The organism is Flavobacterium phycosphaerae, from assembly GCF_010119235.1.
In the GTDB taxonomy this organism is placed as follows: domain Bacteria; phylum Bacteroidota; class Bacteroidia; order Flavobacteriales; family Flavobacteriaceae; genus Flavobacterium; species Flavobacterium phycosphaerae.
Genome location: NZ_JAAATZ010000001.1, coordinates 1896628 through 1918238 on the forward strand (window position 1 = coordinate 1896628; position 21611 = coordinate 1918238).

At 35.5% G+C, this 21611-nt stretch carries 20 protein-coding genes; 3 read left to right on the forward strand and 17 right to left on the reverse strand.

The window, feature by feature from the left end:
• Positions 1-478: 478 nt before the first annotated feature.
• Positions 479-781 (reverse strand): hypothetical protein, encoded by a 303-nt coding sequence (locus GUU89_RS08345; RefSeq protein ID WP_162127484.1) that lies wholly within the window; start codon positions 779-781, stop codon positions 479-481.
• A gap of 637 nt (positions 782-1418) precedes the next feature.
• Here GUU89_RS08345 and GUU89_RS08350 point away from each other — a divergent pair.
• A complete protein-coding gene (locus GUU89_RS08350; protein ID WP_162127485.1) occupies positions 1419-1745 on the forward strand; it encodes a hypothetical protein in 327 nt (108 codons plus the stop codon).
• Positions 1746-2028: 283 nt separating this feature from the next.
• On the opposite strand, the gene GUU89_RS08355 is transcribed toward GUU89_RS08350, so the two are convergent.
• From GUU89_RS08355 to GUU89_RS08375, 5 genes are all read right to left on the reverse strand, one after another.
• Positions 2029-2673 carry a hypothetical protein gene (locus GUU89_RS08355; RefSeq protein WP_162127486.1) on the reverse strand — a complete coding sequence of 215 codons (645 nt, stop codon included), beginning with the start codon at positions 2671-2673 and terminating at the stop codon, positions 2029-2031.
• A gap of 12 nt (positions 2674-2685) precedes the next feature.
• Positions 2686-3348: a P-loop NTPase family protein gene (locus tag GUU89_RS08360; protein ID WP_235922010.1), complete on the reverse strand. Its 663-nt coding sequence runs from the start codon at positions 3346-3348 to the stop codon at positions 2686-2688.
• A complete protein-coding gene (locus tag GUU89_RS08365; protein WP_162127487.1) occupies positions 3281-4123 on the reverse strand; it encodes a transcriptional regulator in 843 nt (280 codons plus the stop codon). Before GUU89_RS08365 ends, GUU89_RS08360 begins: the two co-directional genes overlap by 68 nt.
• Positions 4124-4131: 8 nt before the next feature.
• A complete protein-coding gene (locus GUU89_RS08370) occupies positions 4132-4425 on the reverse strand; it encodes a helix-turn-helix domain-containing protein (protein ID WP_162127488.1) in 294 nt (97 codons plus the stop codon).
• Positions 4426-4520: 95 nt separating this feature from the next.
• Positions 4521-6131: a tetratricopeptide repeat protein gene (locus GUU89_RS08375; RefSeq protein WP_162127489.1), complete on the reverse strand. Its 1611-nt coding sequence runs from the start codon at positions 6129-6131 to the stop codon at positions 4521-4523.
• A gap of 477 nt (positions 6132-6608) precedes the next feature.
• Here GUU89_RS08375 and GUU89_RS08380 point away from each other — a divergent pair, with 477 nt between their 5' ends.
• Positions 6609-7319, forward strand: a complete 711-nt coding sequence (locus GUU89_RS08380; RefSeq protein WP_162127490.1) for a hypothetical protein — start codon at positions 6609-6611, stop codon at positions 7317-7319.
• Positions 7320-7353: 34 nt separating this feature from the next.
• On the opposite strand, the gene GUU89_RS08385 is transcribed toward GUU89_RS08380, so the two are convergent.
• From GUU89_RS08385 to GUU89_RS08400, 4 genes are all read right to left on the reverse strand, one after another.
• Positions 7354-8187 carry an RteC domain-containing protein gene (locus tag GUU89_RS08385; protein ID WP_162127491.1) on the reverse strand — a complete coding sequence of 278 codons (834 nt, stop codon included), beginning with the start codon at positions 8185-8187 and terminating at the stop codon, positions 7354-7356.
• Between the two features lie 417 nt (positions 8188-8604).
• Positions 8605-8952: a phosphotyrosine protein phosphatase gene (locus GUU89_RS08390; RefSeq protein WP_162127492.1), complete on the reverse strand. Its 348-nt coding sequence runs from the start codon at positions 8950-8952 to the stop codon at positions 8605-8607.
• Between the two features lie 97 nt (positions 8953-9049).
• Positions 9050-10003 (reverse strand): nucleotidyl transferase AbiEii/AbiGii toxin family protein, encoded by a 954-nt coding sequence (locus GUU89_RS08395; RefSeq protein WP_162127493.1) that lies wholly within the window; start codon positions 10001-10003, stop codon positions 9050-9052.
• 2 nt (positions 10004-10005) lie between these two features.
• A complete protein-coding gene (locus GUU89_RS08400; protein ID WP_162127494.1) occupies positions 10006-10578 on the reverse strand; it encodes a DUF6088 family protein in 573 nt (190 codons plus the stop codon).
• A gap of 113 nt (positions 10579-10691) precedes the next feature.
• Between GUU89_RS08400 and GUU89_RS08405 the strand changes: the two genes are divergently transcribed.
• Positions 10692-11750 (forward strand): HNH endonuclease domain-containing protein, encoded by a 1059-nt coding sequence (locus GUU89_RS08405; RefSeq protein ID WP_162127495.1) that lies wholly within the window; start codon positions 10692-10694, stop codon positions 11748-11750.
• A 9-nt stretch (positions 11751-11759) separates the two neighbouring features.
• Here GUU89_RS08405 and GUU89_RS08410 read toward each other — a convergent pair whose 3' ends face one another.
• Genes GUU89_RS08410 through GUU89_RS08440 form a run of 7 tightly spaced genes read right to left on the reverse strand, consistent with a single transcriptional unit; the run spans position 11760 to position 21510 of the window.
• A complete protein-coding gene (locus GUU89_RS08410) occupies positions 11760-12623 on the reverse strand; it encodes a hypothetical protein (protein WP_162127496.1) in 864 nt (287 codons plus the stop codon).
• Positions 12620-13444: a HipA family kinase gene (locus GUU89_RS08415; RefSeq protein WP_162127497.1), complete on the reverse strand. Its 825-nt coding sequence runs from the start codon at positions 13442-13444 to the stop codon at positions 12620-12622. Before GUU89_RS08415 ends, GUU89_RS08410 begins: the two co-directional genes overlap by 4 nt.
• A 3-nt stretch (positions 13445-13447) precedes the next feature.
• The gene (locus GUU89_RS08420) at positions 13448-14353 is read right to left on the reverse strand and encodes a DUF5655 domain-containing protein (RefSeq protein ID WP_162127498.1); all 906 of its coding nucleotides are present in this window, start codon (positions 14351-14353) and stop codon (positions 13448-13450) included.
• Between the two features lie 35 nt (positions 14354-14388).
• On the reverse strand, positions 14389-17493 hold the full coding sequence (locus tag GUU89_RS08425; RefSeq protein ID WP_162127499.1) for a type I restriction endonuclease subunit R: 3105 nt from the start codon (positions 17491-17493) through the stop codon (positions 14389-14391).
• The gene (locus tag GUU89_RS08430) at positions 17480-18691 is read right to left on the reverse strand and encodes an ATP-binding protein (RefSeq protein WP_162127500.1); all 1212 of its coding nucleotides are present in this window, start codon (positions 18689-18691) and stop codon (positions 17480-17482) included. The genes GUU89_RS08425 and GUU89_RS08430 overlap by 14 nt, the downstream gene beginning before the upstream one ends.
• A gap of 1 nt (position 18692) precedes the next feature.
• A complete protein-coding gene (locus GUU89_RS08435; protein ID WP_202924441.1) occupies positions 18693-19979 on the reverse strand; it encodes a restriction endonuclease subunit S in 1287 nt (428 codons plus the stop codon).
• Positions 19963-21510, reverse strand: a complete 1548-nt coding sequence (locus GUU89_RS08440) for a type I restriction-modification system subunit M (protein ID WP_162127501.1) — start codon at positions 21508-21510, stop codon at positions 19963-19965. Before GUU89_RS08440 ends, GUU89_RS08435 begins: the two co-directional genes overlap by 17 nt.
• Between the last annotated feature and the right edge of the window lie 101 nt (positions 21511-21611).

Sequence of the window (21611 nt, forward strand, 5' to 3'; positions counted from 1 at the left end):
ATTTTTTTTCCGAAAGAATTTATTTTGTGTGTGTGGGGTAGTTTTAAAAAGGCGCATTTTATTCTTTCCATTTACTTGCGGTATTCTTTTTCTTGGTAAACTAGCGTTATAAATTACTATGAATCCATTTATTACATTTCTTTCGCAATTTTCACTATTTAGGTTAACGATGCTGACTTTTGTGATTTCGGGTTTAAAAATTAGAGTTTTGGCACACTTTGAAGTAGTACAACCCTGAAATGAATTTTGATTGACTGTTCTGCTAGTGTATTGGCAACGATGTGAAAATTTTCGTCACTGACTAGTATTTCTATGCTTGTAATTTAAAAATTGTACTAAGACCTGCTGCTAAAATGAGGTTTAGCGCTCAAAACATCTTGATTACAAAGTTCCCTACGATTTTTTAAACAGCCAATTTCATTATTTTATTCGCCTCTGGCAACAATTGAATATTGGTAAATCCTATTCATCACAATCGTTAAAGAATATTCTCAATTAGCTGATGATTTTTATCTAGATGGTTTGCATATATAATTTTATCAGTATAGCCAATCCAAATTGCTGAGTCATCCGCTAATTTATAAACGTATATGTGAATGCCACTACCAATGTCTTTTGAAGGTGCACCAAATTTTGCTATAATTGAACTGTAATTCATATCAGCTTTTAAGTTATTCTTAAAAGTAGCATACGTATATTCCTGCGTAGTTGAATTCTTCTTATTGGAGCACGATATGAAAATAACTGTATAGAACAACAATAAATAAATTTTATACTTCATGATTTAAAATTTTAAATGGATTGTAAAAAAAGATTCATCAATAAAAAAGAAGAGCTACTTCATCATCTTCAAAAATAAATTTATAAGTCAAGTGTATTTAAGACCCCTAATGTAAAAGTAGCTTTATTTTTTGCATTACTCAAAATTAGAATAATTGATTTACAACTTCTCTAGTTTCATAATAACTTTTAACAAAAGTAAGTTTAAAGATTATCCTTAAACGCATAAGTTAGTGCTATGAGGAAAATTCTCAAACGCATTTTTTAACAAGCAGTAATTCTGTAGCTACAGTTGCGTAATCTTGATTTTAATGCTTAAAAACTGTTGCAAATGATTGGTCTTTTAACTTCCTTATATATTGGTTTGCGGTCAGATTGTTGTTGAAGAGCTGGCTTATTTTTTGTCAATCCTAGTTTAGCAGACTACTTAAAAAAAATGAAATAGCTTGTTATTTAATTTTTGACGCTTTTGTGTCAGTATTTAATTAGTATTACAAGTTTAATTTGCACAAGCTTTAAGTAAAATAATTGTATCGCATTGTTGAATGTTTGCCTTTTTAATGGAGTAAAAATATGTTAAAATTAGATGTTGTCCCTTTGATTATTGTTAACCAGCATTATGAATAACTGTATTAATTATGATTAAAATTGTCCTTTTTATCACATTTATTGCAATCACTATTTTTAACAATGTAATTGCACAAACAGTATCTTCAGCGCCATATTGTGGAGTTGCATTTGATGATCTGCCTTTTCCTTTAAATCATGGTATTCGGAGTGTAGCAGTGGGAGGCTTTTCCAATGCTATAAATGCTTCGTTTGCTTTCCAATATAACGGTTTATACAATAATCCTCCAGTACCTTCACATGCAAAAGCTTCCGGTTATACCAGTACTTTTAATTTTAACATTAGCGCTTTTCTGCCCCTATGGTCCAAAAAAGCGCGGCGTAGCGAAAGGCGTTAACTATAGACTGTGCTAAATCTTAAGTGAGGCATTGAATTGAAACAGAGAAATTAGACTTTAAAAAGAGTTACTTTTTTGAAAAAACAAAATACTTCTTCAGGGACTTTACTAATAACACCCCTTGCCCCCAAGAATGGTGTTGCCCCATTTTGTAGTTCCTTTCAAAATAAATAAAACTACTTTTAGTCGGCTAGATGGATAGCTATGGTGATTTATTTTTTAAATTTTTCAGATTTTTTCCATTTACTGATTTCTTCCTATTCGCATTCAAGAGCCTCACTTTTTAATTTTGCTTGTTGTTATAATTTATATCATCTAGGTAAAACTGAAGATCATATAAGTAAATCATTTCATCATCTTCCTCTGCCGGCATTTGGGCTAGTTGCACTAAGTTGATGTTTTCTGCCATAGATTTATCGCCGAGCAAATCCTGCAGCATTATATTGATTAAAGCTGGTAGACTTTTGTTATGAGAATAGATAGTAAAGTTCTTCATGTAAACAATCATGTCTATTTTTTTTTTACCATCATACTCAAAAGGAATGAATTTAAGCTCGCTTGCCTTGAGGGTTATATCCTGAAATACATAGGGTTCGTCAACTCCTGCTACTATATCTTCGATGTCCTGCTGCGGCTGAATAATAGCAGTGAATTTCCAATCCCATAATTTGGGTGAGGTTTTTTCAAGTTGAATGGCTTCCTGAAAAAGTTTCTGTTGCCCATTTGCGGATATTATTAGCTGCGACTTTTTTTTCTTCATTTTTGGAAGCACTACTATATACTCAAGTCCTGGAAAATAAAATTGGAGGTGCCAATTCAGCCAAAACAGATAATGTTTTTGTTCTTTATGATTTATACTCATGAGGTTCTTTAGTTTGTTTTTGTGTTCTAGGAACCATTTCCAAAACGGCGTTGTCTTATTGTTCATTTTTGTACTGTATTAGCGTTTATCTTTAGTGTTTTTGTCGTAGCTAATCAAGTTCATCATTTCCCTTAACCTGCTCCGTACTCGAATTCCATAATGGTGTTCAATTTCTGATGCTGATAGATTTGTTGTAATGTGCGTTGGAATTCGTTTAGCAATGTAAATGTCATAGCGGCTCAAGAGTATTTCTGCCATTACATTGCATTCGTTGCCGAAGTATTTCAGATTGTTCTCTATCCCTAGATCATCAAAGCAGAATATCTTTGGCTCTGAAATGTAGAGTTTGCCATTAGCGTAACGATGAATTACTTCGTAGCCATCCTTAATAAATTCAAAGCTAATATCACGACAGGGCTTTACAGAAAATTTATGGGGAATAGGGGTGAGGTGTTTCATGATAGTCAGTAATGATGTTTTGCCACAACCGACCGGGCCCGAAAGTATGATTCCTTTGTTCAAATCTAGATTATACCTGAAGGCCGTTTGCTCGTCTTTCAGGAAATAAGCAATTAAACGGTATACAACCGGTTGGTCACTATCCATTATTTTAAAATGGGAGCCGTATAACTCCTGACCTTTCTTTTCTATCCAAATCAAAATATCACTATAATCAAAGTGGCTCTGAATAGTCTTTATCTGCGGAGGTATTGAGTTGTTTTGTTCGGTCTGTTCGTTCATTTGAAATGAATTTTGGTGCGTTTAGGATCCAGTTATTTGCTGCAGATTTCCAATCGGTTATTGGTGACTTACCACCGATAATCCATCCAATGCTGTTATTGTAATTGAAGAATTTTACCGCTTCCGCTTCCGGAAAGCTTTGCTGTGCGAAATAGTAATTCACTTCTTCCAGTCTTGGAATAACTATTAATGATGGTATAGCATCTTCTTTCTTTTTTTGGCGCAACTTTTTTTCTTTGCTGGTATCGCGCTCTGTTTTAAAATCAAAAATTTCTTCTTCATTTTTTTTTGTTTGTTCATCGCTGTTTAAACTCTTTGTAAAATTTGAATCGTTTGTATTGTTTATATTGTTTATATAAGGTACTACGACTTGTTCATCAAGCTGTTCCCGACTTGTTTCAGTACTAGTACATAACTTGTCTGCAACCTGTTCAACGACAGGTTTAAAATTTGGACTGGTATTTTTTGGCAAAGGCTTTAAATCATCGGAAAAATTGAATAAGAAAACATGGCTGCCTTTGAATGGATTGTATGAGGGTTCGTAATTAATGTAGCCTTGTGCGTGTAATGCTTTAAGGCATTTGTGGTAGGTGGCTTTTGAACTGATTTTGCTAATTCTCATGATTTCGTCACGAGAAATGCTGATTGGATTTTTGAACCGGTTGCAATTCCAGAATTGGAAAAGCGACATATAGAGGCTAACATGTGTGGGATTTAGATTTCGATCTGTTGCTACTTTTTCGAAAAAACCTGTTAAGTGCTTGATGTAATTCATGATTTGAATTACTTTGAGTTAAATAGCGTCCTTTCTGAGCTTACCTTATTCTCATCAAGTAATTTTTCAATATCCTTGTGTGCATAGTAGATTATGCCACCAATCTTAGTATATGACAAGGTTTTGTTTATTCGTAAGGTTTGTAATGTTCCCGGAGAAATGTTGAGTAGTTTACGAACCTCTTTAGACTTTAGCCATTGCTTGGTATGGTCTGTTTTGCCTTGCAAGATTTCTCTAATATCATCTAAAAGTAATATTCTAAAATCGTTCAGATCTTCCTTTGTTAGAATTTCAACTGCCATAATTTATGTTTTACATTGTTATGGCACAAAATTGTGTGATTTGGAAATTTTTATTTCACAAGTCGTTCACAAGTTGTGAAAGAAAAAAAAGTAAATCAAGTCGAACTGTCTGTGTTTATTGACTTCTTTAATTTATAGATGAAATAAGATGGCGTGATTCCTGTATGCGATTTAAAAGCACGCGTGAAATTTTGTGTGGTACGAAATCCTGCTTCCTCACCCAGTGCCTTATGCGTATAGTTCCTGAATCGGCTGTCGGATTTAAGCATTTCGACTATGTAATCTAATTTTAGTTCAGTAATGTATTCGATTGTGCCTTTGCCGCGATGCTTTGCAATAACCTGTGTTACATATTTGGAATTGGTGTGTAGTATTGCAGCCATTTTTGAAAGGTTCATATCGTATTCCAAATATTTTTTGTTACGTTCAAACTTTTCTAGGTTTTTGACAATTGCGGCTTCGATGTCGGGGCTTATAGTCCGAGCGCGTTTATCCTTGCTATCTGTCTCTGTTGATTCCTGAAAATCAATCTCTGACTCATCGAAAGTCGCTTCGAATGGGACTAAATGATTCGCCGTATCGCGATTCATTAATTCTTCAAATAACTTTTTGTTGCGCCTGTTTTTATGAGTAAGATGAATGATAATTATTGCCATTAATACAACAACTATACAGGCAGTAACGCGTGTAATCAGAATTGCATCCTCTATATCATTTTTGGCGTTGATAAGTTCTTTGGTATCATATTCCTTTACAATTTTCTTTAGAAGGTATTTGTAATCATGAGCCAAAAGCTTATCTACTTTTAGTAACTGATTAATGTAGCGAAGCTGTGCTCTGCTATCGCCCTTCTCTTTATAATAGTCGATTAAGTACTCATAAGCACTTCTCAAATCTGGGAGGATGTAGCTTTTTAGTTCGAATATCCTGTCGACCTTTTTAAAGTAATTAATTGCCTTATCCGGCTGTTGTAATGACCAGTATGCTTTTCCGATGTAATAGTAAGTAGCTGATTCATTACCATAATCTTTTATTCGAATGATATCGGGTACTAGCTGATTGAGCTTTTTTACAGCTGACTTGAAATTTCCTTTGTAGCACATGTTGATTGCTTCGGAATGTTTAAAATAGCATTCCATAGAAGTGTCTTCAAATAATTTCCCTTGGTCAATTCCCAACTGATTGGTTTCTGAAGCCAAATCATATTTTCCAATCTTCATATAAGCTAATCCGAGAGCGTGCAATGAATTTAAGTATGCACGGTCATTTTCCTCCCTAAAGTAATTAACACACTCTTGAAGCAACGAAATTGCTTCGTCATAAAAGCCTAGGTAATATTTAATCTGTGCGATTCCATATTTAATCTTGTTAATCAGTATCGGCTTGGTTGTACGTGATGCATATTGATCGGCTTTTAGATAATTATCAAGTGCCTTACTATGTTCCATACGCTCGTAATGGACTATTCCTTTGGTGAGATAGGCAGATGCAGTTAATTCAATGTCATTAGTCCTTCTTGCGTTAATGATCATGCTATCTGCATAAAACGGTCGAGCTGATTTGTCGGCATTGATAAGGCAGGCCTTGTAAGCAAGAGCTAACTGCAGGTAGTTATCTCTTTTTGACTTGGCTTTCAGAAGCCAGAAATGCACATAAATATTTGATTTGTTACGGTCATAGAGTGTTTCTTCAAATTTAGTTTTCAAATACTCAAAGCTTTTGTCTGAAAGTGTGTCGAAACACGAATTAGTGCGTTGCGAGAAAACACAATTTACTGTCAATAGTAAAATAACTATATACTTCTTCTGAACCATTCCTGAGTGTTGACATTGTTATACCATTACGCACGAATTATTACCATGGCAATTTGCGAATAAATGTAAAAAAATTACTGGAATACATCGGTTCGAAAAACTAAAACTCGATGAATTACCTCACTACAACTTAATCGTCTGAACGATGGAGAATTAAAAAAAAACTTGAGTATGTGGTTCGGGAATCACCTACCATGCGGTTCCCGAATGCCATAGTTGTTGGGTTGTGTAGAGCAAAAAGCCCTTTTAGATTTGCGTTCGAATTCAAGCGGTTTTGTTATGAGCAAACCTACACACTGTTCAGATTACCCCGGGCGAAATGAACTGATGAAAAAAAGTAATCAGTAACATTTTAAACATTTATGAACCATGAAAAATTTATATTCATGCCTACTAATTTTGACTTTTTTTGCTTCCTGTACTAATGAAGAAAATAGCCAACAGGAAACGAGCTCCGCAATACTGATGAAAGGAAGCGGTACACTCCCCAGCAATAATGCTAATCCGCACGATAACGCCGGAAGGATATATGATGCAATTTTTGATGCTTATTATGATGGAAGCAACAGGCCTAAGGATGCAGCATCGGTAATTACGCAAGTAGAAACCCTTGCAAATGCCAATACTTCGTTTGTTTCATTGGATGCTATCGGCTCACCTTTAGAACCTGAGCGAATTCAATATCTTGCTGAAAAAAGGAGTGTAGATATTGGAGCAATTATCGGAGCCAGTAACTTGTCTCCCATTGCAAAAACCAGTTTCAGCAATTTCCTGATTACAATGGTAACCCTTTATGAGGCAGAAATGGATGCGGCCAAGATAGCTAATGCTGTAATCAAGTATGAGGAAACAGTAATAGGAAATACTTTATTTAGTGAAAAGGACGAACGTGTGATTTTGACGAGTACATCTATACTTCGTTTTAGTGCCTATAGGGCAAAAAAGAAACCTAAAAAGAATACAGATCCCGATTGGCTTATTTGGGTAACGCATGTATATGGTGCAGAAGAAGGCGCAGAAGAGAACGAAGCAAAAGCTATAGTAGCAGCCCTGGTAACAGGAATTGTTTCGAATAAGTAAGAAACAATAAGTCCCTCTGACGAGAGGGACTTTCCTATATTTCATCTGCATCATCCATTCGCAAGATTAATTTCTCCTTTAAAGAGTTCAGAAACTTTGTCCTTTCGGATTTCCTTGCGCGAATTTCTAAAAACACTCTATGAAACTGCCCCAACTCAACCCCAAAAGCAGATTCAAAACTCTTTACGACTTCTTTTAATTCTGATTGACCATTATTAAATACGCCTTCCGCATGTAGTGCGTAAATCAATTCTATCAGTGCCACTTTAGAACCGGTCCATTTTTGCGTTTTTTTAAAGGTGCTCTGAACTTGTTTATCATCCAGTTTTGCAATTTCGGATTCCAAGTAGACCTTAAGATTATCATTGGCCAAAATTTTTGCCACTTTATAGTCGTGCGAGGTTGAAAAACGCTGGTCGGCCTGAAAGTAAAAGCTGTCTAATGTATGTCGTAGATCGTGTTTGCCTCGAATGAAGTATTTTTTATCCAGGTTGTTGTTGCCAGTGCGGTAGTATTTATAAAATTCGATATTTTCATTGCCGTACTTTTCCAGTTTTGTCAGTTCTAATTTGTAGTGTTTTCGAATTGCCTTTCTAGTGCCAAAGGGTTTGGCCGTTTCTATATTGTAGATTTCATTATAGTAAATGAGTTTGGCCGCAAAGCGGGGTTTTATATTCCGGAAAAAATCGACTTCTTCCGCCTTATTTTCGAATTGATGATTTAAAAATTTTGTTTTTAGTTTTTCCAATATAGTAATTATTATTTTTATCGCCTGCTCTGCATATTGGATCGGGTCCTCAGTTTTGGAATGGATGATTTTTAACTGGTGCTCTAATTCAGACATTAGGGATTCGGAAACTAATTTCATTTGCCATTGGGTTGAGGTTGTGGGGCAAATCTATTTGAGAGGATGACATACGACAAATGGTAGAGTATGTTATTCCCGAATTGCATATAGTGTATTCCCGAATCGCATAGTATATCTTAACGAGCTAAAGCTAGTGTACCTGACTGCCACTGGCAGTCCTCCTCTTAATATCAAATCCGAATTGCATGGTGGGTAATTCCCGAATTGCATAGTATAATACAACCGGAATAGTTACCTTTAATTCTTACTAATATTAATGCGTATGATTGCACTTATGCCAGCAGTATTATTATTTATCAGTTGTATACTTCTTTTCTTTAGAGAAGTAAAATTAGACCGTAAACGATTTTTGGAGGAGCACCGGTTGGCAGATGAACATATACTTAAAGAAGTGGAGCGTTTTAAAAGAGAAATAGGTCAGTTGCCTGTCAAATAGGGATTGATTTTGCCCAACAGAAGATCAATAAGTTCTTTTTGATAGTATTTGTAAATGTCTTCAATCCCCAATACTATTATTTTATTTCGATACTTGTTTGCAGTATTTTGTTTTATAAGCTGAGCGTGTTTATTCTCCATCACAAAAACAGTATCCGCCCAAATAAGCATTTCTTCCGTGAGAGGATTTGTTCCCTCAGCTTGACAAAGTTTTAGATTGGTTCCCGCGGACCGGAATTCCCGTTCAGGGTAGAGGATACTAAAATAATCTTCACCTGTTTTGGAGCGCTGCTTGTTGGCGGAACAGATAAAGAGAATTTTGTTATTCATTGTTTGTGTGACTGCGGGAGGATTGTGTTACTTGAAAATGTTCATTATTATATACAAAATACGCGTTTATGTTCATAATAATGAACATTTTGTTTTTTTAAAGCTTTCCTACCCATTTGCCAATCTCAGTAAGCATGTCATCAAAATCGGGTTGTCCATTATAATATAATGCTGCTGTCTTTTTATACCGTTCGATAAAACGTGTGCGAAGGTTTTTATCATTTAACAGAAACGCCTCGTTTTCTGAAATTGGTATCTCATAATCTATCTTCGGAAAGCGTGCCATTTTATGTTCAGCATATTCAGCTGTTCCGATAAATGCTTTAACCTGCTCTTCTTTTAACAGGCTGTAAATATCATAGTACTGACGCAACAAGTTTTGTCTTTCTACACCTGATTCCTGTTCCTGCCTGAACTTGGTAGCGACAGTCTGCAGCTTCTCGACAAAAGTGTATCCGGGATGGTAACAAGCAATATCAATTGCCCTGTTATCAATTAAGTTAACGACCTCCATCTGGATTGCCTTGTCAAATGCCCAGGACGAGATAGTGAGTGCATTGTTGGGAGTAACAGTATCAAATCCTGCTTCCAACAAAATCCCTTCCTTTAAACCATCCACTACATCGGTAATACTTTTATAATGCAACCTTATACCACCACTGCGATAATGCCTAGTGTCATCAAAAGCTTCATCGCGTTCAACTGCTATTATACTGTCAATCTTTATCTCGTTTGCCAGCACATCATAGAAATCCTTTCTTTTTTGGACATTGTTTGGCTTACTGTTGTTAGGGTTTTCATTGATACCCAATTCTGCCGGTGGCTTAATATGGATATCTATATCTTCGGAAAAGCGGTGGATAATGCCGTAGCCTTTGGACAGGGAAGTACCGCCTTTTAATTCAAATTGGTATCCCTGTTTTTTGAGCCCAAACAAGGCATGCATAATCCAATAGTCTTTTTCGACCAGGCCTTCCTCAATGCCTAATTCTTTGCCGGCGATGCGGAGCAGTGCCGGAAAATCTTTGTGGTTGTGTAAGTAGTCAGGCATAATTAAGCTACTAATGGTTCCAATAATTTTTTTGCTTTGAGGCTACCATACTCCTCCAGGGATTTCCTTAATTTTTTACTGTTCATCTCAGTAACGCGGAACTTCACTTTGGCCAGCACTTCGTTTGGATCTTCTGCCAGCTTATCCAAGTTATTGAGCATGTCCACTAAAAGGAATTCGGGAGTTGCTTTTTTTGGAAAGTGCGGTTTCATTTTAAAGGAATATATTTTTCCCCCGAGCTTAAAGTCACCATGGCGTTTGTGGTTATACACTGTTTTTTGATTATAGAGTTGTGTAGTACCCACTCCAAGGGAATTATAAGCGTTAAAGGATGTTACCAAAAAACGACTGTCTTTAAGAAAAGAACGAACCAGTACTTCCTCTTCGGGAGGTGCTTCTCCGAAAACAGTAACTTCGGGATATAAGTATAGCCCCTGCGCGAGCTTTTGCAAAGTACCGTCCTTTACCAATTCATCGGCATGACGGTCTACTGATTTTGACCATTTGGCCAAATCTGCCCTGCGGTATACCTTACCCCGTTTTAAATGTTTTTTTAGTTCCTGTAACTTATTCATGAGACAAAGTTAGTAATAATATTTATTATTGCATATATTTTTATTAAAAATTCATGCAAAATGCTTTATAAAATTATATTTTACTATCTTAGCAAAACCACAATTCATTATATATGCATCTTCCTCATTCGGATAAACTACCCATAGCTAAATTAGCGGCTTCTTTTGGCAATACCTCGGCGACCTATAAGTTTTATTGGTTACTGGCTGTTTTGGAACTGGTTGAAGAAGGGCAGGTAAGCATACCGAAGCGGCATTTGTTTGCGCGTATGATTGGCAACGCCTGGTATACTGTGAATTATTTTCATGTGTCTTTTGGGAAGCAGGATTTGATACAGCAGGCGGTAAAGGCTATTTTGGAACAAGAGCGATTGACTCTAGATACTAAAAAAAGTCTATTATTGTCTGTTTTAGAAAACTCTGAACTCAAGACCACACAACAAACCCTTTACCATTTTAATAAGAATGTGCCGCATTGGTTTTTGTCTCCGTGGTTTGCCAAAGTGGGAGGGGAGAATGATGTTGCCTACCGGAAGCGGATTTATGCTTCTTCTCAGGTATTTGAAAATGATTGTTTGTATGCACTTTATGATGACCATATTGTCATAAATCCTAAATGGGTTGGGTACCTACAAGCCAATGCCAGGATACTGAAGGATTTTATTTATTGGAACCTGACCTTGTTTTTGCAGGTGCGCAACCCGAATGTGCCGGATATTGCCAATAAGTTGATACGCCCTCCATTTAGAGGCTCACTTACTAACCAACGCAAGAATTACTGGGATATTGTTTTTAAAGAACTTGGAACCCTAGATTGCATTTTTACCAATACTGCTTTGACACTTGACAAATATGCCTTAGATCATTTTGTGCCCCATGCCTTTGTATCACATGATTTGATATGGAATTTGCTGCCAATTGATACCAGTTTTAACGCTACCAAGAGCGATAAGCTGCCCAATATGGAAACTCATTTTGATGTTTTTTTTAAACTGCAAAAAAGGGCTTTTGAAATTATAACCCATCAAAGCCCTAAGAGTAAATTGCTGGAAGAGTATTTGACTATTTACCCGGATTTGAGTAGTGCCAACAGCTTTGACTATAGTAAGTACAAAGAATGCATTCAGCCACTAGTTACAATAGCGCATAATAATGGATTTGGGTATTTATAACCCGAAGTATTACTCTATAAAAGTAGTAGCTCTTTTAGCTATGATTAATTCCGCTACTTGCTCTGACTCGTCTGAATTAATCAATTTTATGATGTTATCAGCATCGTGAATTTGCTTCCAAATTTTGTGTTCCTCCGAATTGTATTTTGGTTCATCGGCTATTAAATAAAACTGGTTGTCTTTTATGTCTTTATTGTATTTTGAAGACAAATGTGCAATAACACTTACAAAGGTGTTTATGTTTTTGTGTAAAGTCTCTTTAGAGTTTGTAAACGATAAGGACTTGGCGCCAATTAGTACACCGTTTTTACCAATGCAATCCATGTTGAAAGGATTGAAGAGGGTTGGTACTATATGATTGTCAAACGAATAATTAGTGTGCACTTTTTCGACAACTTTTTGAATTAAGTTAAGCTGTACCCGCTCATTAAAACGGTGTTCTATTTCCTTTTTTTCTTCATTGAAAGTTTCTAAACCAAACTTTTCATCTACAAAAAGTGTGAACATTTTGTTGAAACTATTTGTTGAATTATTAGTGTCAATAAATTTTGGTGCAGTAAAACTCAAGAAACCATTTGAATATTTTGAAAGATAATCAAAATATTTCGCATTGAATTTGTTTTCCAGATGCCAAAGACTATTATCATATCTGGTTTTGTTTGAACTAAAATTTTTGATACTGCTTGTAATTTCTTTTACAATTGTATCAACTATTTTATTGTTTGATTTTAGCAATGATTTTGCAACTGCCACTTTGTTTTTTGAAAAGGCAATATTGAAATCCATTTCATTGTAAAGCAGCAAACCAATAGTGACGGTATCGTCGGACAATTGATTTGTTCTAATCTTTATTAAACTATAAAATGTTTTCATTTTCTTATATCGTTAATTATATAAAATAACGTACTTAATACCTCTTTATTTCTTTTATCATCAAACAAAAACTGTTGTAAACAATTGATTTCGTTAACAGTTAGTTGATAAGTTTCAGGGATTTTATTTATAATGTCCTTGAAATTCTCCCTGCAATTTTGTATGCAAAGGTAGAAATATTGTTCAAACTCTTTTAGCCAATTATCATTTATTTCACAATTGCGAACCAGTTCTTTACCCAATTCACTGTAAAGTATAGAATCATTATCACTAAAACTAAGAATGCCAATGTATAAACTATCTAAGGCTACTGAAGCAAATGTAAAGGCATGGTCAATGGCATAAATATCGAATTGATTTTCGGTTGACTTTAGCAGCACATTGGAGTTTGTCGGTTTGCGGTCATCATTCTCAACCCACACATCAAATAACGCCAACCGTATTAAATCTTCTTTGATTCTAATACTTTTTAGGGCAACTTTGCCTTTAAATTCAAATAACTGGTTTAACTCAGTAACGTCTTCTATAAATAATGATGCAAAATAAGAATCAGTTAATTTAAACCTATTATCATGCATTAATGTAGCTGCAAGTAGATCTTGCGAAACGTTACAACTAAAAAATGGAGGTGTCAATAAAGACCAATGAGGTAACAATAGCGCGCACAAAAATTCCTTTTTTATTGCACCGAAATCATATTGGCTTTGGGGTGGTTTCACTACAAATTCTTCAAATTCATCATTAAGCGCCAAATAGGGACTATGTCCATCGGTTGGAAATTTTTTGATGATTGAAATGATATTTTTGTTTTGGATACTCAATAGTTATAGTGCTTGTTTAATCAAAAATAAGATATATTCAATATTATTTGTGTCATTTGTAACAATCTCATAGTCCCCATTGCCCCAATGTCCTATAGAAGTGACATCACGGGACATTTTTTTAGGGTCGTCCAGTTGTCCTTTTTTAAGATTAATCCAAAATTTTAGGCTGTTTTTGAGGATGCATACATCGGCAAAAATTTTACCGCTATTGGTAAACCCGATTTCCTGTTTTTTTGGCTTAATATCCAAATCATCTTTCAAGTTGAGAATTGCATTTTTAAAAGTGTGGTACAATTCAACGGTATCATCACTCTTACCTTGTAAATGCTCCTCTTCGCTGTATACTCTAATTTCGGCGGTGACCGACTTTATTTTGCTATCTTGTTGTGTGATGGCCTTAATACTCTCGGCAGCGCGTGTTTTTTTGATAGGGCTGATGCTGATGATATCATTCTCAAAACGTTTGATTTCCCATAGTTCAATGGCAATATCTTTGAAATTGGTTGCCAACCGTTGATTTTCGGTAAAGCTTGGCGATACGAAAATAACCCGGGTTTGGGACCAGTCAACTTTAGTGCTGTGCAATGATTTTGTTAATGTTTCATTATAAGTTAGAACAAAATCGGCTTTATTCTCTAGCATTAAGCTTAAGTAAGTAAAGCCCTGGTCGACCACACTTACATTCTTATCCCGCTTATATTCTATTATCACAAATGCGTTTGCTTGATTGTCAAAAGCCAATGTATCAATTCGTTTGCCTTTGATGACAAACTCACTTTTTACCAATTTTAGGCCAGTTATTTCAAGCATATTTTGCTCAAAAAAATGTTGAATTTCACGCTCTAGTTTAAAAGGTTTTTCTTTTAACTGTGCTAATTTATTTTTGGTAAGGTTGTATAAATTCATTCGATGCAATCATTAAAGTGTTAAAATATAAGATATTATAATTGTCTATCAATGCCTTTGAACTTTTCTACAAATAAGGCAATCTTCCGAAAAACACTTTGTTTCTTTGTTAAGTACTGAGGGTTTAATGGACTCATTTTAGGTAATATTGTATTTAGGTCTGTTCCGTTATCGGTCGCAAATTCACGCTTTAAAGAAACAGAAATATATCTTTTTGCTTCTTCCTCATTTAAGTTTTCATCTAAAATCAATTCTGAAGCCTCTGTTTTCAGTTTAGCTTGTGCATACGAGTAAAATGAATCTAGAATATTAGCTTTATCTTGAATGATTTCAAGGTCTGTTTCATTTATAAAATCTACAACCAAACTTTCTTTAGCCCTATTGCCTATACTCGCACGAATTACCCTTCTGATTTCTTCTATCAAGGTTGCTTTATCCTTGTTCTTCTTATTGTGCTCAAAAATCAATTCAAGAATATAATCAAGATTGATTTCTTGGGATTTAAGTAAGTCAATTTCAAAAACAACATCATCCCAATCTATAGTAGATTCTTCTGATTCTTTGCCGTTTTTCTGTTGTCTTAACCAGTCACGTATGTCATTGTAAGTGGAGCGATAATCCTGAATGCTTCGTTCTGGCAGCAAGTCAATTTTCTGCATCGTCACCATTTCTTCATCAGTTACATTGTAAGCTTCCTTAAATGCCTCGATAGCTTCTGGACTATTACTATCAATTTCCCGAAGCGCTTTTAACTTAGTAAACTCATCGTAATTCTGTAGTATATTCTCTACCCGCAAATACTCTCCAAATATTTTAGAAAACTCTTTTTTGTCTTTTTCCGTTACAATATCGTCAGGATTCGGGAACTTTTCATTTAAGTCCTTCACTATATCTATGAATCCTCTACGTGCTTCTCCTGTGGTTACATCAGTAAACCCATCCAAATATTCTCTGTAACTTTTTTCGAGTACTACATTTTTAGTGTTTTTATCGCCGAATAAAGTTATGGCTTCGACGGTAGCTGCTTCTAAGTCCCGGAAGGTAATAATGTTGCCAAAAGTTTTTGTAGCGTCGTAAATACGATTGGTTCGGGAAAACGCTTGCATCAAACCATGATATTGCAGGTTCTTGTCTACAAATAAAGTATTAAGTGTTGGTGCATCAAAGCCAGTAAGAAACATACCGACTACGATAATTAAGTCTACTTCTTTATTTTTTACGCGTTTGGCAAGGTCACGATAGTAGTTCTGAAACTCACTGCTGTCCACGCCAAAACTAGTTTTGAACATCGTATTGTAATCCTTTATTGCCGCAGTTAAAAATTCCTTGGCACTTTGATCCATTGCAGAGGGTTCAAAGGTTTCATCCATAATTTCGCCAATGGCACTTTGTTCTTCATTAGCAGCATATGAGAATATCGTTGCAATTTTCAAAGGGTTTTCAATGTTTATTTGAAGGTGGTTCAATTCCTCATAATAACATTTTGCAGCATCAATACTGCTCACTGCAAACATGGCGTTAAAACCCCTATTGCCTCCCTGATTCCTGTGTGTTTTTATTCTAAAATTTTTTAGAATGTACTGGGAAACTTCTCTAATTCGAGCTGGGTGCAAAAATGCTCTTTTGTTTTCTGCTGCAGTTAGTTTTTTTTCATCGACCTCTGTTTCAAAGCTCTTAAACTGTGCCCGGACATTGTTATAATCGACTTTGAATTTTAGTACTTTTTCATCCCGAATGGCATCAGTGATGACATAGGAGTGTAATTCTGTACCGAAAACACTTGCAGTCGTGTCAGCACCAGTTGCATTTTTAGGGAATATCGGTGTTCCGGTAAAACCAAATTGGTAAAATCTTTTAAACTTTTTATTTAGGTTCTTTTGTGCTTCTCCAAACTGTGACCGGTGTGCTTCATCAAAAATGAAGACCACCTGTTTTTGATAAATGTCTAAATCAGCCTCGGTTTTCATGAGATTGTTTAGCTTTTGAATGGTAGTGACAATAATCTTATTATCTTCTTTGTCAATATTTCGCTTTAGACCTGCCGTACTTTCTGAGCCGTTTACACTGTCTGGGGAAAATTTTTGATACTCTTTCATGGTTTGAAAGTCTAAATCTTTACGATCTACCACAAAAAAAACTTTGTCAATAAAATCTAATTGTGTTGCTAAACGAGCCGCTTTAAAACTGGTTAAAGTTTTCCCCGAACCGGTCGTGTGCCAAATGTAGCCGCCGCTTTCTACCTTAGACCAATTTTTAGCGTGATAGGAGCTTGTAATTTTCCATAGCATCCGTTCTGTAGCTGCTATCTGATAAGGTCTCATAATGAGTAATGTATCGCTAGTATCAAAAACGGAATAGGTGAGTAACACTTTTAGCAAAGTATCTTTTTGAAAAAAGGTTGCCGTAAAATCTTTAAGGTCTTTAATTAATGAATTGTCAACTTTTGCCCAGTTCATCGTGAAGTCAAAGCTATTTTTGTTGCGCTCCACGGTATTTGCAAAATAACGGCTGTCCGTACCGTTAGAGATAACAAAAATCTGTATGTATTTAAAAAGAGAATTAGAACTGTTAAGGCTCTCCTTAGTGTAGCGGTGCACCTGATTAAATGCTTCGCGAATAGCGACTCCACGTTTTTTTAGTTCTATTTGTACCAAAGGCAATCCGTTTACCAAAATAGTAACATCGTAACGATTAGCATGAGTGCCTTTTTGCTCAAATTGTGAAATTACCTGAACTTTATTACGGGCGATATTATTTTTATCTATCAAGTAGATGTTTTGGATATGGCCATCATCAAAAACAAAGTCGTAGATATAATTATCATGAATCTTTCTTGTTTTTTCAACCAGATTATCACTTGGTTTATCTAAATACTCCTCAACAAAACGAGTCCATTCGCTGTCTGAAAACTCCATGTTGTTTAATGTTTGCAATTGTACTCTTGCATTAGCCATCATGTCTTCGATAGAATTTAGTTTGGGGTTTTCATATCCTTGATTAATTAAATCCTGAACAAATTCCTTCTCAAGAGCAGCCTCTGTTTGATAAACCGTTGGTGCGTCATTAAGCTCTGAAAACTTGGTATATTTATCTAAAACAATAAAATTGTTAGATTCCGCTATGGTTTTATACTGTGCCATGTTCTGTTTCTGTTGTTGGGACTTGAGCCGCTGGTGCAGCTACTATTGCTTCTTTCCAATAATTATTGTCTACCAAATGATCTAATAAGAATTTTACGGTTTGTTTTTCAGGTTCGGTAGGTTCGGGAACCACATCATTTGATAATGTGGAGTGACTTGTGAATTGAATTACTCTGTTGTAATATGTTTGTTTATCATCTGGTAATAACTCCGACCACTTAGGATAACCTAAGAAATTTGCTGTTTTCTCGTAAAGATTGCGCAGCAGCATAAAATGGTATTTCTGAATTTTGTTGTCAATAATTGCTTCTTCAATGGTTTGCTTCAAAAAAAGATGATAGGAAAAGCTTTTGTTTGAGTCGCCATGTTTTTCTATTAAATCATAAGTAGCGTCTTCAAGTTTAGTAAACATGTAGCAGGTTTTGTTTCCCACTTCGTTAAACAGCACATTGTAAAAAAGTGGATTGTGTGTTGAAACTACAAATTTCAGATCTCTAGATTTCTTGATGAGGTCTGCCAAATTAACTGCAAGTTGAATTAAATGGTTATCATCTAACGAACTTACAGGGTCGTCAATGAACACATATTCTAAATCATCAAACTGAAGAGTTGCGCGGTCTTCTGGTTCGAGATTTCTAATTTCAACTATTTGTTCTAATAAACTATAAAATACGCACCAGATAAAGTTGCTTTCCTCCGCTTTTGAAATCTTTATATTGTGAATAGGTTCTTCATTCCCGGCTTCGATTGAGAAAGTAATCTCAGAATAGGCAGGAACAACAATCTCTTTATCAGTTGCATCCTTGATTGTATATTGCTCATTAAAGCGGGGTGTTAATTTATCACTTGTATAGTGTCGGAAATTAGTAGCAATATTTTCATCAAGCCCCTGGTCTTTTAGGAAACCGAGAACCAAATTGGTAAATCCATTTGGACGGATGAGTAGTTTTCTGTTAACATCAGCATCTAAGTCATTGTCCCAATAAAACAAGTCTTCGGTAAATGCATTGTAATAGAGAATTTTAATTCCTGTTTCTTCCTCCGATTCTTCTTCACCTTCCGCTTGTTTTGGAGCCACTAAAAGGCGGAACTCACGGGACAACCTTGTTTTACCAATACCATTGAACGCATAAATCAATTGCACTTTTTTATTGGCATTTATAAGCGATTGCGCTGTTGCTGTTAATGACTGTGCCATGTTATTTTTTTGGAAAGGTTAATAACAAATCTCTGTAATACTCATACTGCTTTTTACGTAACATTATCTCTTTTGGTAAACCTTCGCTTATGGAGCTGGTTAAAATGTCAAATTTGTCTAAAATGCTTACTATACGTTCTTGCTCCGCTGCAGAAGGAACCGGAATTATCGCTTTTCCTAAGCCGTTTGAGTTAATAGCGGAAATTTTACCAGAAGATATGTGTTTCTTAATTTGGTCATGGAACTGTTTGGTTCTTGTAAAATAAGCCACAAACTTAGGATTTAGCGAAGTTTTGTATGAAAAACAAGCGTCATGTATTACTACTCCCTCGTCACCTAACCATGCCGTTCCCATTCCAATATCTTCAATTGTTTCACCTGCTGCAACGATAACAACATCCCCATTTTGAGCTACACGCAGATTTTTACTTTTAACAAGTTCTTCACTCAGAAAGGATTTGGTTTTATCCGCCCATGTACCATAATGCGTGTACATTTCACCATAATGAATTGCAGGAACGCCTTCACTGATTAAATCTGTTTTTACAAAACGCTTACCTCTTTGAAATACTCCAATATTTTCATCACCCATAGGTAAATGCTGCACTTTATTTTTATCTTGTGAATACAATTTCTCCCGATAATAACTATATTGCATTTTTCGTGCTGTAAGCTCCGCTGTAAGCTCCGCTGTAAGCTCCGCTGTAAGCTCAGTAAAAGAATCGAGAATGCCAACTATTTTTTGTTGCATTTCAAGAGATTTTTTGGGATTATTTGGGTAAGGAATGGGTATTTTGAGGTTTTTGAAACGCTCTTTAGAAACATTAAAGCGTGTTACACCACTGGCAGTCTTTGCTATTTCTTTTCGCATAAAATCAGCACGGAATAAATACTTTGCAAATTCCGGTACTATTTCGATATCATTATTAAATCTTAATCCAAATGAAAAACTATTTAGATAAACTTTCTTATTGAATTTTGTTGTAACAGCGGAAGACATTCCAGCTTCATTTGCAATTTCTGAAGAACCAGTAAATAAAATATCACCATATTTTACTTCGTGCTGTCTTTCATTTGAAGAAACTTCTACACTTTCAAGAATATCAAAATTGACTTCAATATTTGCGAAAATATTTTTATATGAGACATATTTAGCATTGCCGTTTTCAAAATCGGCTTTACTTTTTCCGGTAAGCCCCCATATATTATAGCAATATCCCCAATCGCCTTCCATTCCACAGTAACGCCATCCAATAATTTTTCTAAGTAACTCATGCTTCAATCTCATTTATAATGGCATCAATCTCAGTACGTAAGATATTTATCTTTTCCACAGTTTTTGAAACTTTTTTATTTAATGCTGCAATGTCTATCTCCTCCCGATTGTTTTTAGTTTCTACATAGGAACTCACCGATAAGTTATAGTCATTTTCGGCAATTATAGTATTGTCAACAGAAACCGCTACATGCTTCACATCTTGTTTGCTATCAAATAAATCCATTATTTTTTCAATATGAGTATCAGTCATCATATTGTTATTGGTTACTTTCTTAAAGAAACCTTCACCACTTGCATCAATAAATTGCGTTTTAGTGTCGGTTTTATGTTTTGATAGTACCAGAATTGTTACCGCAATAGAAGTTCCGTAAAACAAATTGGGTGCTACCGCTATGATAGTTTCTACAAAGTTATTATCAACTAAATACTTTCTGATTTTCTGTTCTGCCCCACCACGGTAAAAAATACCGGGGAAACACACGATCGCTGCCCTTCCTCTGCTGGATAGATAACTCAGTGAGTGTAATACAAAGGCAAAATCTGCCTTAGATTTAGGAGCCAGAACACCGGCAGGAGCAAAACGGTCATCGTTTATAAGTGTTGGGTCATCATCACCAACCCATTTTACCGAATAAGGCGGATTGGAAACAATGGCATCAAAGGGTTTGTCGTCTATAAAATGAGGATGATGAAGTGTATCGCCTAACGCAATATTGAATTTGTCGTAGTTTACGTTGTGTAAAAACATGTTCATACGAGCCAGATTATACGTAGTATGGTTGATCTCCTGACCAAAGAAACCTTCTTCAATGATATGCGCGTCAAAATGCTTTTTTGCCTGAAGCAGGAGTGAACCCGAACCCGCCGCTGGGTCATAAATCTTATTTACTTTTTCTTGTTTGTGCATAGCCAATTGCGCAATAAGCTTGGAAACATGCGTTGGAGTAAAAAACTCTCCACCTGACTTACCTGCATTAGCGGCGTAGTTGCCAATGAGAATTTCGTAGGCATCACCAAATAGGTCAATGTGATTGTCTTCAAAATTACCAAAATTTAATTCTTCAACACCTTTCAAAACAGCCGCTAAACGACTGTTTTTATTGTCAACAGTGTTACCCAGCCTCGTACTTGTGGTGTCAAAATCAGCAAACAATCCTTTGATATCCTCTTCTGAAGGATACCCATTGGCAGAACTTTCAATTGAAGTGAAAATGGCTTTTAAATCGGTATTCAGGTTGGGATTGGTGTTGGCCGTTTTCGCGACGTTTACAAATAGTTGACTTGGATAAATAAAATATCCTTTTGTTTTAATGGCATCATCTTTTATTTCCGGTGTAATAACACCGTCCGATAAGCCAGCATAATCAATGCTGTCGTCACCAGCCTCTATATAATTAGTAAAGTTTTCACTAATGTAGCGATAGAAAAGCGTTCCTAATACGAATTGTTTGAAATCCCATCCATCAACGGCGCCACGGACTTCGTTGGCAATTTTCCATATTTTAGCTAGTAATTCTGATCTTTGTGTTTCGCTTGTCATTTTGTTTTTATATAGTGATTTGTTTAAAGCTGTTATTCATTTTTTTTAGTACTGTTTATTCTGACTAGTAAAGATGTAAACAGACTATTTAGCGGGTTAAA